This is a genomic window from Gulosibacter macacae, from assembly GCF_003865375.1.
GTDB lineage: Bacteria > Actinomycetota > Actinomycetes > Actinomycetales > Microbacteriaceae > Gulosibacter > Gulosibacter macacae.
This window is the reverse complement of sequence record NZ_RQVS01000017.1, coordinates 20,419-34,040: the sequence shown is the minus strand read 5'-3', so window position 1 is coordinate 34,040 and position 13,622 is coordinate 20,419. Positions and strand designations below refer to the sequence as shown.

The following is a 13,622-nucleotide window of genomic DNA, read 5'->3' as shown; positions in this document are numbered from 1 at the left end:
CCCCACCTACACCCTCGAATGCGATGAGCCACTTTTCGTCCCAGGGGTTCGTGAACAGATCACTGAGCCAATTCAAATAGCGCTGCCAGATCGATACATCCGGGTTGATATTGCGAAGGTCGAAATAGGCCTGCTGCACCTCAGGTGGAATTGGCCGCCCGCCCTGGGTAGTCGGCGGATACATGACCTCTTGCGGGTTGAGCAACCAGGCAGCGAGGAGATAGGCGATTGACGTGGCGATAAACGCCAGCACCAGATAGTTCACTAGTCGCTTGAGTAAGAACTTCGTAAATGCCATATGCGTCGAGGAGCCTGTCGTCTGGTTCGTCATTGAACCGGCCGCATCGTCGCGTCATCATCACTCGTCTTGCTGCCGATTGAGTCCGGCGAGCCTTACGAAGTCGAGGGCGCAACGCAGATCGACGCGCCTATTTGTAATAAAACTGCATCCTTTATGCGGCTTTAGGCGCGCAAATTGTACGCAAAGTGAAATAGCACCCGTGCAGCCTTGCAGTCGACTCAAAGGCTCAAGATTGCCGCTGGGCCGCCTCCGCCAGCGCCGATGCACGCTCGGCGGCGAGCAATTCTTCCAGGCCGAGCACCTGCCGGTTCGGGTCTGCGAGCGGCAGTGTCCAGTTCGGGTATTCACGAAAAGTGCCCGGCTGGTTGATCGAGCGGCGGTCACCGGCAAGGTCAGCCACGGCCACGCCAAAGAGCTTCGATGCCGAACTCGCCATGCGGCGGTGGAGCGCGAGCACGACCTCGTCAGTCGACGCATCCGGGCCATCAATGAGCCCCTCTTCGAGGAGCACCGCGTAGTACTTTTCGAGCAAGCCGCGCTCGTGGTCGAGTTCCTCCTCCACCGAGCGTGTCAGCAGGCCGAGTTCCTCGCGCAGTGCCACATGCGCGAATTCGAGGTAGCCCGCGGTCGGCGGCAGATCGTGCGTGGTGACCGTCGCGAGGCACTCCTCGCGGTAGTGCTCGGGACGCTTCGGTGACCCGTCCGACTCCTGCTCGAACCACATGATCTGCGTGCCATAGACGTGGCGTTCGGCCATCGCCTCGCGGGTGAGATCGGAGACAACCCCCAGGTCTTCACCGACGACGAGCGCACCGGCGCGGTCGGCCTCAAGCAAGAGCACCCCGAGCATTGCGTTGTGGTCGTAGTGCACATACGTGCCGGCATTCGCATCCGCTCCCTCGGGCACCCACCAGAGGCGGAAGAAACCGAGGATGTGGTCGATGCGCAGGGCTCCCGCACCAACGAAGCTCGCGCGCAGCATGTCGCGCAGGGGTCGATACCCAGTCGCGTCGAGTGCGTCTGGGCGCAGCGGCGGCTGCGACCAGTTCTGCCCGAGCTGGTTGAAGGCATCCGGCGGAGCACCCACCGAAACGCCGCGAGCAAGCGCACGATGGAGCGACCACGAGTCGGCACCCGAAGGATGCACGCCCACGGCGAGATCGTGCATGACGCCAAGCGACATGCCGGCCTCACGCAGTTCCTCCTGCACCGCAGCCGATTGCTCGCGGGCAACGAACTGCACCCAGCAGGCGAACTCAACGCGCGCCGCGAATTGCTCGCGGAACTGCGCGACGGCCGGCGAATCGGGCGAGCGCAACTCTTCCGGCCAGTCCTGCCAATTGCCACCAACCTGCTCGCAGAGCGCGCTCCAGGTGGCGAAGTTGATGAGCCCCTCGCCTTCTGACTCGCAAAACTCGCCAAACGCCTGCCAACCGGCACCGCCAGTTCGGCGGGCGGCGTCAAAGAGAATGCCGAGGGCTTCGCGCTTGGCGAGCCAGCTCACATCCCGATCAATCACATCGGCGGTGTTCTGCTGGCGCGCATACGAGGCAAGCTCGGCGAGGCGGCGCTGTGCGGGCTCTTCGATGACGAGGTTCGCCGCGGCCCGTTCGATGCGGATGATGCTCGGGTCGAGGAACCGACGCGAGGTCGGCAGATAGGGCGAGGGCTCGATCGGCGTGACCGGCGACGGCGCGTGGAACGGGTTCACGAGCACGAAGTCGGCACCCTTGTCAGCACCCCACTTGCCGAGCGTCTCGAGATCGGCGAGGTCGCCAATCCCCCACGATCCGCGCGAGCGGGCCTGGTAGAGCTGGGCCATGAGGCCCCAGGTCGGCTCATCGATCTGCTTCGTGGGGCGCTGGGGCGCCACGATGAGTGTGCTGCGGCTCTCGAAGTGCGTGCCGTCGCCACTGGTGCGATTGCGGCGACGCGAGCCGGATGCATCCTGGTTCGTCGCAAGGCCGAGGACTTGCGCAGCGGCTTCGGGCACCTCGCTCACACGGAGGCGCGCCACGATCTGGTGCCAGCCGGTCGGCAGCTCAGCCGGCAACCGGAAGCTTGCCTCGCCAATGTGAGCACCGTCGAGGTCCCGCGACTCGGTCCAATTGTCGATCTGTTCGGCAGGCTGCGTGCTACCGTCTTCGAGTTCGACGTGCACCTCGACCGCAGCGCCGTCGGGGACGTGCACGACTGCTTCAGGTTGTTGACCGGCGAGCGCGACGGTGGTGGGTCGCAGGATGCGGCGCCAGTCGCGCTCATCGAGTCGGCGCAGTGCCGCGGCAACACCCTCGTCGCTACTCGCATCAACATCGAGTGCTCGTAGCACGGCAATCAGGGTGTCAGCCGACACCTCGACGTGGTTGCCCTGCCAATCGAAATAGGCGGTGGCGACGCCGAATCGCTCGGCAAGATCAATGAGTGCTGGGGTGCGTGTCTGAGCCGTCACGCTCGCAGTCTAGGGCCGTCGGGCGACGAGATCAGCCGATGGTGAGTGTGTCGCCGTTTACCGCCACCGCAATCGTCGGGAGCGCCGTCGTTGCGGGACCAGCCACTGGCTTACCTGAGGTGATGTCGAAATAGCTGGAGTGGCAGGCACAGTAGGCACCGCGATCTTCTACCGACGAGATCGGGCAGCCCTGATGAGTGCAGATCGCCGAGAAGGCGTGAAAGGCACCGGCGGTCGGCTGGGTCACCACGATGTTGTGAGCAACGAGCACCACACCCCCGCCCACGGGCACCTCAGCCGTCGGCAACTGCACGGGTTCGCTGGGCGCGCTCGGCTCCACAGGAGAGCCGCCACCCGACGTGCAAGCGGCAAGAAATGCGGTGGTGGCTGCGGCGCCACCGAGGGCGGTGACGGAGCGAACGAAGGCGCGGCGCGTGGGTTCGGCGGAGGTCATATCGTCAGCGTACGCCCGCGCATCCGGTCACTTGCTCGGTGCCGCGTGCGTGACTGACGCACCTGGCGCATCCGGTTGTTGCCACCGCACCCCGAAGCGCTGGCTCGTCGCAAAGACGATCAACATCGAACCGAGCACAGCGCCGGCGACATTTACCCACCAGGTCGAGCCCCAATTGCCGCGCACATCAACGAGGATGCCGACGAGCACCGGTCCGATGAACTGGCCGATGTTCGTGAGCTGCTGCACGAGACCGAGTGCCACCGGCACTGAACCTCCGGGTGGGGCGGAATCGACGGCGAGTCGCGTGAGCACCGACGGGATGAGGCCGCCGAGCGCCGAAAACGCGAGGACGGCCAGGTAGGTGACGATGAACGGTGCACCCGAACCGAACACGAGCCAGGAACCAATACCCATGGCGGCCGCGCCGATCCACACGACACCGCGCGGGCCGAGTTTCGTGCGCATGAGGAGTGCCCCGCTGAACGCGCCGATCATATTCACGGCGCTTGCGAGTGCGGTGAGGAGGCCTGCCGTGCGCGCGCCAATCCCAACGGCGTCATACACGGTCGGCAGGAAGCCGATCACGGCCACCCAGCTCAGCGAATAACTCATGAAAGTGAGCGCAACGAACCAGGGCGCGGGCACGGTGATCGTGCGGCCGAGGGAGGCGAGCACCTCTCGCGGCCTGCGGCGTTCGGCGGCCTTCGGATCGGCGGGCACGACCAGCAGGATGAACACCACCGCGAGCGCGCTCACCGCCGAGGTGCCGAGCCACCACATTTGCCGGGAAATCGTGCCGGCGAATAGCGCCGCCGCCGCGAGCGTGAGACCTGAGGAGACACCCATATAGGTTGCCCACCAGCCCATTGCGGTGGTGAGCCGCTCTGGGCTCGCGACGCGGCGCACGAGCGCGGGCGCCGACACAATGGTGAGCATGTAGCCGAATGATTCCAGGGCCCGCATGGCGAGCAGCCAGCCGAAGTCGCCGACGAAGGCCCCGGCCACCGATGCCGCGGTGAGAGCAACAAGGCCAATCACCATGGCGCGACGCACGCCGAGCGATTCGATCAGGATGCCGAAGAACAGCCCACCGATCACCCCGGCCAGCTGCATGATGCCAATGAGGAGGCCCGCATCCGTGAGCGAGGCGCCGAACTCGTCACGCAAGAGCGGCACAAACGGCGGCACCTTCCAGAGGTGCATCGCGGCGGTCATGCCGCCGATTACCGCGGCAATCCACGGCAGCTGCTGTCGCATCCTGGTAGCGCCCGGCAAGCTACTCACCGCTCTCTGGTCGACGCCATGACACGCCGAAACGGTGGTTCGTGGCGAACACGATGAGCGTCGCGCCGAAGGCGGCCGCAATAACATTGATGAGCCAGGAATGTGACCAGGTGCCGCTGAGGTCAACGACGAGGCCGGCGATGATCGGCCCGATGAACATGCCGAGGTTCGCGAGTTGCTGCACGAGACCGAGTGCGATCGGAAGAGAACCGGATGCCGGCGCTGACTCAACTGCGAGCCGCGTGAGCACCGCCGGGATGAGGCCACCGACCGCTGAGAAGAGTGATACCGCGATGTACGTGACCGCAAAGGGCGCATTCGAGGCGAACACGACCCAGCCGCCGACGCCCATGGCCGCGGCGCCGATCCACACGACGCCGCGCGGTCCGAGCTTGGTGCGAATGAGGTAGGCCCCAACAAAGGCGCCGACAATATTGACCGCGCTCGCGAAGGCTGTGAGCAGGCCCGCCGTGCGCGGGTCAATGCCCGCGGCGTCGTAGACGGTGGGGAGGAAGCCGATCACGGCAATCCAGCTCAGTGCGTAGCTCGTGAAGGTGATGCCGACGAGCCAGGGTGCAGGGAACGACACGGTGCGCCGGAGCGCGCCGAACACATCCCGCGCAGTGCGCCGCTGCGGGTGCGGTTCATCGGCGGGTACGACGAGCAGGATGAGCGCAACTGCCGCCGCGCTCACCGCCGCGGTACCGAGCCACCACACCTGCCACGACACCACACCGACGAAGAGGGCTGCCGAGGCGAGCGTGAGGCCCGAGGCGAGGCCCTGATAGCTTGCCCACCACCCCATTGCCGTTGTGAGGCGATGCGTTTCGGCGACCCGACGCACGAGCGCGGGCGCCGAGACGATCGTGAGCATGTAGCCGAACGATTCAAGTGCACGCAGGGCGAGAAGCCAAGCAAAGCTGTCAACGAAACCGCCAATAACTGAGGCGACCGTGAGCGAAACCAGGCCAATGACTATCGAGCGGCGCACCCCGAGCGATTCAATGAGGATGCCGAAGAGCAGTCCGCCAAGCACCCCCGCAAGTTGCACCACGGCGATGAGGAGTCCGGCATCGGTGAGCGAGATTACAAAGTCGCCGCGCAACACCGGCACAAATGGCGATACCTTCCACATGTGCATCCCGGCGGCGATACCGCCGAGCACAGCCGCGATCCACGGCAGGTCGCTGCGAAGTCGAGAAAGGGCCGCCACGCTAATCGGCGAGTTTGGTTCCGCGCTGCTCCGGCAAGAAGAGCGCTGAGGTGGCCGCAATGGCGAAGGCCACACCGAACACCGAGAACACGAGGATCGGGCCGCCCGCGGTGATGAGCACCGGCACGAGTAGCGGCGCAATGATCGAGGCGATGCGGCCGAAACCAGCAGCAGCACCGGTACCGGTACCGCGGATGTTCGTTGGGTAGAGCTCGGGACCGATGGCGTAGAGCGCACCCCAGGCGCCGAGATTGAAGAACGAGAGCAAGCATCCGGCCACAATGATGAGCGTCTCGGTGTTCGCGAGCCCGAAGAAGACTGCCGAGAACGCTGAACCTGCGAGGAAGACAGCCAGCGTCGCGCGCCTGCCCCAGACTTCGATGAGCCAGGCCGCGACGGCATAGCCCGGCAGCTGGGCAATGGTGATGATGAGGGTAAACGTGAACGACTTCACGAGCGGGAAGCCCGCGGCAACGAGCAGGCTCGGAATCCAGATGAAGGCGCCGTAGTAGGCAAGGTTGATGCAGAACCAGATCGCCCAGAGTGCGATGGTGCGTCGACGCAGTTCGGGCGACCAGATCGACACCTTCGGTTCGGTCGACTTCGCACCGGCGGCGAGGCGCGCTTCGCGTTCGCGATCGGCACGCTCAATGAGTTCGGTGGCGGTGTGCACGCCCGAGGCTTCTTCGAAGTTGCGGACTGCTCGCTCGGCTTCGTCAATGCGGCCCTTCGATTCGAGGAATCGCACCGACTCCGGCAGGCCCAGGCGCACCACGATCGCGTAAAGCGTCGGCACCATGCCGAGCGCCAACGCCCAGCGCCAGCCATCGTCGCTGATGGGCACGACGAACGTGCCGATGAGCGCCGCCATGATCCAACCGACGGCCCAGAACGCCTCGAGCCAGACAACGACCCGACCGCGGATGCGGCGCGGCGAGAACTCCGACACGAGGGTCGAGGCGACCGGGAGCTCGGCCCCGAGCCCGAGGCCGATGAAGAAGCGGAGGATCATGAGCATGATCACCGAAGTCGCCAGGGCCGAGGCGCCGGTAGCGAGCCCGTAGATGAGGAGGGTCAGCGCAAAGACCTGACGACGGCCGATCTTGTCGGCAATGAGCCCGCCAAAGGTCGCGCCGAGCGCCATGCCGACGAAGCCGATTGACGCGAGCAGGCTCGCTTCACCGGTCGTGGCGAAGCCCTGGGCCACCACGGCGGCCATGACGAACGAGATGAGTCCCACATCCATGGCATCGAGCGCCCAGCCGACACCCGAGCCGACCAGCAACTTCCCGTGTCGGTGATTGAACGGGAGCCGGTCGAGCCGCTCGGAACGACTGAGTGCCGCCGGTTCGGTGGGATCGACGTTGATCTGCGAGGTCATCAGAACTCCTGGCACGAGAAAAACTCGGAAGATGCGTTAGCAACAATCTAGTGCTGACATCGAGCGACCGGGATTCCGGGCGTCACACACGCCCGGCTTGTGAGTGGACGCGTACGAATATCACTGCCGACATCTAAGATTTGTTCGTTTGCCCCAATCCTCTTGATCAGCAGAGAAGTGTGAGATGTCGCCGCGCCTTCGCGAAACCACCACCCCGCCGAGTGCCAAGCTCTCGGCCGAGCAGTCACTCAACTCCATGTTGCGTGAGCGTCTCGAACGCGACCCCGAATCGGTGTTCGCCGAGGAACGCCGCGGTGGCGACTTTGCACCGATCACCATGCGCACGCTTGCTGATGATGTGCTCGCGACGGCGAAGGGCTTCATTGCCCTTGGCATCTCCCCCGGTGACACGGTCGGCATCATGGCCGCCACGCGCTACGAGTGGACCGTGCTCGACTTCGCGGTGCTCGCCGTGGGCGGTGTCGTCGTGCCGATCTATCACACCTCCTCGCAGGAGCAGGTCGAGTGGATGGTGACCGACTCAGCCATTCGCATCCTCGTCGTGGAGAACGGTGATCACGCCGCACTTACCGAGCCCCTGCTCGAATCGACCGGGCTCGAGCGCGTGCTTCGACTCGACGAGGATGCGCTGGGCGCCCTTCGCGAAGCAGGTCGCGAGATTGCCGACGACGAGGTCGCCGCGCGCCGGGATGCGGTGCGCTTCGATGACCTCGCCACGATCTGTTACACCTCGGGCACGACCGGCCGCCCGAAGGGTGTGGAACTCACGCACGGCAATTTGCTCTCGCACGTTGCGAATGGTGTCGCCGATGCGGGCCTGCACGATGTGGTCTCGGCAGGTACCGATGGTGTGCAGAAGCGCACGCTGCTCTTCCTGCCCCTTTCGCACTCATATGGCCGGTTCGCGCAGATGCTCTGCGTGCATTCGGGCTCAGTGCTCGGCTACGCCCCCTCGACGAAGCAGCTCGTGAACGAGTTGCAGGCGTTCCGTCCGACCTGGCTGATTGCGGTGCCGCGGGTGTTCGAAACGGTCGTGAATTCGGCGGATGCGAAGGCTGGCACCGGCATGAAGCTACGGCTTTTCCGCTGGGCCGTGCGCGCGGCTGAGTCGTGGTCAGTCGCGCTCGACACGGAAGCCGGGCCCTCGGCGTTGCAGCGGTGGCGCCGAGTTGTTGCCGATCGCCTCGTGCTTGGCAAGATTCGCGCCGCGATGGGTGGCGAGGTCGAGTACGCGATCTCAGGTGGTGCGGCGCTGAGCGAGCGCCACGGCCACTTCTTCCGCGGCATCGGCGTGACGGTGATGGAGGGCTATGGCGCGACCGAAACCACGGCGCCGGCGTCGGTAAACCGCCCCGGCCTCATCAAGATCGGCACCGTCGGCGCACCCTATCCGGGCACCTCCATCCGCATTGCCGAAGACGGCGAGGTGCGCATCAAGGGTGCCGGTGTCTTCCGCGGCTACCGCAATAATGCCGAGGCCAACGCATCCTCGTTTGATGAGGACGGCTGGTACCGCACCGGCGATATCGGCTACCTCGATGCCGATGGCTACCTCAAGATCTCTGGTCGCACGAAGGAAATCATCGTCACCGCCGGTGGCAAGAATGTGCAGCCGGCGGTGCTTGAGGGTGAGCTGCGCTCGCATCCGCTCATCGGCGAAGTGCTCGTGGTTGGCGAGGGCAAGCCGTTCATCGGTGCACTCATCGCGCTTGATGAGGCGATGCTGCCGACGTGGCTGCGCAACCACGGTGTGGGCGAGCTCACGCTCGAGCAGGCGCGCACGCATCCGGCAGTTCGCGATTCGATTCAGCGCGCGATTGACCAGGCGAATCTCAAGGTCTCGCGGGCCGAGTCAATTCGCAAGTTCACCGTCGTGCGACGCTCGTTCTCTGAAGCCGAGGGCGAGATCTCGGCCTCGACGAAGCTCATCCGCCGGGTAGTGCTCGCCAATTTCTCGGATGCGATGACCGACATTTACGGCGCGGACGCGCGCTGAGGCCCTCGAAGCACTTCCAGCCCCACCGGGCGTAGGCTTTCAGGTTGCTTGGGCACCGCTCCAGGGGCCCGCACTCGTCTCCGGACGAGAGGAGACAACCATGATCGACGGCAACCTCGTGCTCGGCCTTGCCCGCGCATCCATCTTGAGTGAACTCGGCAAGACAGTCGCCTACCCGGCGCTGAGCGAACGCCTGCGCGAGCGCGGGGCGAGTTCGGTTGAGGTGTACGACACCTTCGGTCATCTGCGCGGGCACGGTTCCACCGCGGAAGCCTTCCGCCAACTCGGCGACGACATTTCGAACAACGCGGTCAGCGCGGCGTTCCGCGACCCTAAGCGCGCACCGCTCGACCTCGACGAACTCGACGAGGTGCGACTCGAGGTGTCGGTGCTCGAAACCCCCGAACGCCTCGTGGCGAGCGACGAGCGCGCCGTCCTCAAGCAATTGCGCCGCGGCGTTGACGGGGTGATGATTCGCTACGGCAAGCACCACGCGGCGGTCTTGCCGCAAGCCTGGGAGCGCTACACCAATTCGCTCGACATGGTCACGCACCTCAAGCATCGCGCGGGCATTCCACTCGACTTCTGGTCAGACGAAGTATCACTTTCGCGCTTTCGGGTGCGCACCTTTCGGGAGCAGTAGGCCGCCCGAGAAACCGGATGCATGATGCGCCGACGTTTCTGGGCATTCGCTTCCCTCCTTCGAAATCGCTGACAACACCGGTTTTCCGCTCGCGACAGGTGTTGGCGGGCGTAGTGTCGCCTCCACACGCGACGACGCAGCGACCGGATGCGCCGCCGATTCAGCTTCCGGTCGAGGAGATCCAATGTCTGAGTCTGTCCACCCCTACGTTGCCATCGCCCGCGGTGCTATCGCTGCCGAGTTGGGTCTGCGGACGCATGTGCCGCCGATGGTCGATGACATCGACCTGCACCGCCGCGGTTCATCGTTTGTGCGGTTGAGCATCGATGGCCAATTGCGCGGCAGCCTCGGTACCGTTCGTCCCTTCCGCAGTCTCGCCGCCGATATCGCTGAAAACGCGGTGAACTCGGCATTCCACGATCCCCGGTTTGCGCCGATTACCCGGGATGAATTCGAACGAATTGCGATCGAGGTGGCAATCGTGACCAATATCGAGCCGCTCACGGTGCACAGCCAGCTCGAGCTCTTCGATCACTTGCGGCCGAACATTGATGGCCTATTGCTTGAGCGCGGCAGCAAGCACGCCTCGTTCATGCCAACCGCGTGGCGCACCGCGCCGACCAAGGCGGCATTTGTGTCGGGACTCCTGCGCAAGGCTGGCCGCCCGGGCAACTTCTGGGCCGATGACATTCGTGCCACGCGCTTCCAGACGCGCATCTACGGTGACCCGATTCGCCCGGCGAAGGAGCTTGTGGGGTCGGTCGCGAACTAGTGTTCGCGCGCTAAGCACCCCGGTCGGGCGCAATCGCAAGTTCCACCCGCTCGGCAAGATATGCCTGAAGTGGCATCGCCGACGAGAGCGGTGCCCGCGGCGACCAGCGCACCACGAGTGCACCGTCACGAACGGCGAGTGGCGTCGAGTCGGCGTCAAGTGCATCCAGATCAATCGGCTGCGTCGCCCAGTGCACCGTCGTGCCCTCGGTAAAGCCGCCACGAATCGCACTGTGCCGCAACGCATCGCGCTCACGCGCCGACTCCGAGGTGTAGCCAAGGATCGGCGGCGGCTCGTGGGCACGCAGCGTCTCCCCCGCGATGAGGAGCTCGCCTTCGTCGGTAACGAGCAGCGCGCCAAGCTTCCAAGCCCGGCCGATCTCGCGCATCCGCGCGGCCCGCGTGCCAATGAACCGGCGACGCGGCGGCTCATACTCGGCCACTGCATCCGGTTCGATGGCCGCGGCACGCAGTTGCTGCGCCGCCTCGGCGGCCGCGGCACGCAATTGTTCGGCGAAATAGGTCACAGCATGGAGCCTACTTAGAGCGCGCGGTGTCACACTGAGGCCATGACCGTGCGTTCGCCCGCGGTTGCGGGACTGTTCTATCCAGCCGATGCGGCTGAACTCAGCGCGTCGGTTGACCGGATGCTCGCCGAAGCGAGCGTGCCCGATGTTGCGCCTGGCGTGCCGTTGCGTGCGCTCGTCGTGCCCCACGCCGGACACCGTTTTTCGGGACCAACGGCAGCTACGGGATATGTCCAGCTCGACATCGGCTCGGTGCGCACCGTGGTGTTGCTTGGCCCGACCCACCGCGTCGGCATCCGCGGTATTGCCGATGCCGGCTTCGACGCTTTCAACACACCGCTCGGTGATGTGCGTGTCGATCGTGACCTCGTTGCCCGGGCACTCACGCATCCGGCAGTGATTACTGCCCCGCGCGTGCACGCTGAAGAGCACTCGCTCGAAGTGCACCTGCCATTTCTGCAGCGGCAACTCGGTGACTTCGCACTCGTACCGCTCGCCGTCGGCGATGTGCCACCGGCGACCGTCGCCGAAGTGATCGCACTCTTTGACGGTGACCCGCAGACGGTCATCCTGGTTTCGAGCGATCTTTCGCACTTCGAGGCATACGAATCGGCACGGGCGCACGACGCCGAAACGCTGCAACGCATCGTTGCGCTCGACGCCACCCTGCAGCCCACCGACGCCTGCGGCGTGCGACCACTCAACGGCCTCCTCACCCGCGCCCGCGCCAAGCACTGGCAACCAAGCCTCGTGAGCGCCTGCAACTCGGGCGATACCCCCGATGGTGACCTGCGCCGAGTCGTCGGTTACGCGACTGTCGCCTTCCACGCCCCACCCGCCTCGTCTGACTAGGGACGCACTATGGACCACGGCACGATCCTCCTCGCCATTGCCCGCAGCACCATCGCCAACGAACTCGGCGTGCATGCGCCGATGCCTGCGCGCGACGACGCTCTGCGCAAGCCCGGCGCCTCGTTCGTATCGCTTTCGATCGACGGCAAGCTGCGCGGATGCATCGGCACCCTCCGCGCCTATCGCGATCTCGGCGACGATGTGGCCGAGAACGCCATCGCGGCGGCATTCCAAGACCCGCGGTTCGGGCCGTTGCAGCGCAGTGAACTCGACCAGATCCGCATCGAAGTGTCCGAACTCACTGAACCAAAAGCAATCGGCTATGACGGCACCCGGGCCGGCGCCATCGCGGCGCTACGACCGGGCGTCGATGGCGTGGTGCTACACGCGGGCCGCCACCGTGCGACCTTCCTACCGCAGGTGTGGCAGAGCCTGCCCGACCCAAATCAGTTCCTCAGCCACCTGCTCGCCAAGGCAGGCCTCGACCCGAACACCTGGCCCGCCGACACCACCCTCGAGCGATACGGGGTGAGCTCATGGCAGGAGCCGTAGCCCGCTGGTGGCACCCGGTCGGCGACCGCATCCAGTGTGATGTCTGCCCGCGCGAGTGCCGACTCAAAGACGGCCAGCGCGGCTTCTGCTTTGTGCGCCTGCGCGAGGGCGACCAGCTCGTGCTCGACACCTACGGCCGCTCGAGCGGGTTCTGCATCGATCCGATTGAGAAGAAACCGCTCAACCACTTCTACCCCGGCACCTCGGTGCTCTCGTTCGGCACCGCGGGTTGCAATCTCGGCTGCAAGTTCTGCCAGAACTGGGATATTTCCACCTCACGCGAGATCGACTCGCTCGCCGACGAGGCTTCGCCCGAGCGTATTGCCGAAGTAGCCCAAGCGCGCGGATGCGAATCGGTCGCCTTCACCTACAACGATCCGACGATCTTCGCCGAGTACGCAATCGATGTCGCTGCGGCCTGCCGCGAGCGCGGGGTGCATCCGGTGGCCGTGAGCGCGGGCTATATCTCGCCCGCGCCGCGGCGTGAACTCTATGCCGCGATGGATGCCGCGAACATCGACCTCAAGGGCTTCACCGAGGAGTTCTACCAGCGTGTCACCGGCGCGAAGCTCTCGGTCGTGCTCGACACGCTCACCTACCTGCGCCACGAGACCGAGTGTTGGTTTGAGGTCACGACGCTGCTCATCCCGGGCCACAATGACTCGGATGCGGAGATCCGCGCGATGTCGGAGTGGATCGTTGCGGAGCTTGGTGATGATGTGCCGCATCACTTCAGCGCCTTTCATCCCGATCATCGGATGCGCGATGTACCGCGCACACCGCTATCGACCTTGCAGCGGGCGCGACAGATCGCCCTCGATACCGGCGAGAAGTTCGTCTACACCGGCAATGTGCACGATGCCGAGGGCGATACGACCTGGTGCCCAGGCTGCGGGGCTGCCGTCATCGAGCGCGATTGGTACCGCATCCTCGGCTATCACTTGGATGCGGCCGGTCGCTGTCGCGAGTGCGGCACGGCGATCCCGGGCCGCTTCGCTGAACGTGCCGGCAATTTCGGCGCCCGCCGCATCCCCGTGCGGATCGCCGAGCACTGAGACTCCCGTTGGCGCATTGAGGTTCTCGAAGTGCCCTGCCCAACCCTGACCCAACACGCCATCCCTGGCCCATACTTCGCCCAGGTTTGTCACAAAGGCTCGCAACAAGGCTCAGGTTTG

General features: G+C 65.1%; 12 protein-coding genes and 1 pseudogene. 6 read left to right on the top strand and 7 right to left on the bottom strand.

Features of this window, described 5'->3' with window-relative positions:
• The 6 genes and pseudogenes from EG850_RS11745 to EG850_RS11720 form a co-directional block, all read right to left on the bottom strand.
• Positions 1 to 331: pseudogene (locus tag EG850_RS11745) on the bottom strand (hypothetical protein); the annotation flags it as partial.
• Positions 332 to 527: 196 nt separating this feature from the next.
• Positions 528 to 2,750: a 4-alpha-glucanotransferase gene (malQ, locus tag EG850_RS11740; protein ID WP_124973699.1), complete on the bottom strand. Its 2,223-nt coding sequence runs from the start codon at positions 2,748 to 2,750 to the stop codon at positions 528 to 530.
• Between the two features lie 31 nt (positions 2,751 to 2,781).
• Positions 2,782 to 3,204, bottom strand: coding sequence for a Rieske (2Fe-2S) protein (locus EG850_RS11735; RefSeq protein ID WP_124973697.1), 423 nt, complete (start codon positions 3,202 to 3,204; stop codon positions 2,782 to 2,784).
• A 27-nt stretch (positions 3,205 to 3,231) separates the two neighbouring features.
• Positions 3,232 to 4,464 (bottom strand): MFS transporter, encoded by a 1,233-nt coding sequence (locus EG850_RS11730; RefSeq protein WP_185715053.1) that lies wholly within the window; start codon positions 4,462 to 4,464, stop codon positions 3,232 to 3,234.
• Between the two features lie 19 nt (positions 4,465 to 4,483).
• Positions 4,484 to 5,704 carry an MFS transporter gene (locus tag EG850_RS11725; RefSeq protein ID WP_124973693.1) on the bottom strand — a complete coding sequence of 407 codons (1,221 nt, stop codon included), beginning with the start codon at positions 5,702 to 5,704 and terminating at the stop codon, positions 4,484 to 4,486.
• A 1-nt stretch (position 5,705) separates the two neighbouring features.
• Positions 5,706 to 7,085 (bottom strand): MFS transporter, encoded by a 1,380-nt coding sequence (locus EG850_RS11720; protein WP_124973691.1) that lies wholly within the window; start codon positions 7,083 to 7,085, stop codon positions 5,706 to 5,708.
• Between the two features lie 184 nt (positions 7,086 to 7,269).
• On the opposite strand from EG850_RS11720, the gene EG850_RS11715 reads away from it, so the two are divergent.
• From EG850_RS11715 to amrA (EG850_RS11705), 3 genes are all read left to right on the top strand, one after another.
• Positions 7,270 to 9,102 (top strand): AMP-dependent synthetase/ligase, encoded by a 1,833-nt coding sequence (locus EG850_RS11715; RefSeq protein WP_124973689.1) that lies wholly within the window; start codon positions 7,270 to 7,272, stop codon positions 9,100 to 9,102.
• Between the two features lie 100 nt (positions 9,103 to 9,202).
• Positions 9,203 to 9,745, top strand: a complete 543-nt coding sequence (gene amrA, locus EG850_RS11710) for an AmmeMemoRadiSam system protein A (RefSeq protein ID WP_124973687.1) — start codon at positions 9,203 to 9,205, stop codon at positions 9,743 to 9,745.
• A 184-nt stretch (positions 9,746 to 9,929) separates the two neighbouring features.
• Positions 9,930 to 10,517 carry an AmmeMemoRadiSam system protein A gene (gene amrA, locus EG850_RS11705; protein WP_124973685.1) on the top strand — a complete coding sequence of 196 codons (588 nt, stop codon included), beginning with the start codon at positions 9,930 to 9,932 and terminating at the stop codon, positions 10,515 to 10,517.
• A 10-nt stretch (positions 10,518 to 10,527) separates the two neighbouring features.
• On the opposite strand, the gene EG850_RS11700 is transcribed toward amrA (EG850_RS11705), so the two are convergent.
• Entirely contained in the window at positions 10,528 to 11,043 is a 516-nt protein-coding gene (locus EG850_RS11700; protein WP_235829311.1) for a hypothetical protein, read from the bottom strand.
• 42 nt (positions 11,044 to 11,085) lie between these two features.
• Between EG850_RS11700 and amrB the strand changes: the two genes are divergently transcribed.
• From amrB to amrS, 3 genes are read left to right on the top strand one after another with little or no spacing between them, the layout of a single operon-like run.
• Positions 11,086 to 11,895 (top strand): AmmeMemoRadiSam system protein B, encoded by an 810-nt coding sequence (gene amrB, locus EG850_RS11695; RefSeq protein WP_124973683.1) that lies wholly within the window; start codon positions 11,086 to 11,088, stop codon positions 11,893 to 11,895.
• A gap of 9 nt (positions 11,896 to 11,904) precedes the next feature.
• Positions 11,905 to 12,447, top strand: a complete 543-nt coding sequence (amrA, locus tag EG850_RS11690; protein ID WP_124973682.1) for an AmmeMemoRadiSam system protein A — start codon at positions 11,905 to 11,907, stop codon at positions 12,445 to 12,447.
• Positions 12,432 to 13,502 (top strand): AmmeMemoRadiSam system radical SAM enzyme, encoded by a 1,071-nt coding sequence (amrS, locus tag EG850_RS11685; RefSeq protein WP_124973680.1) that lies wholly within the window; start codon positions 12,432 to 12,434, stop codon positions 13,500 to 13,502. Before amrA (EG850_RS11690) ends, amrS begins: the two co-directional genes overlap by 16 nt.
• Positions 13,503 to 13,622 lie beyond the last annotated feature (120 nt).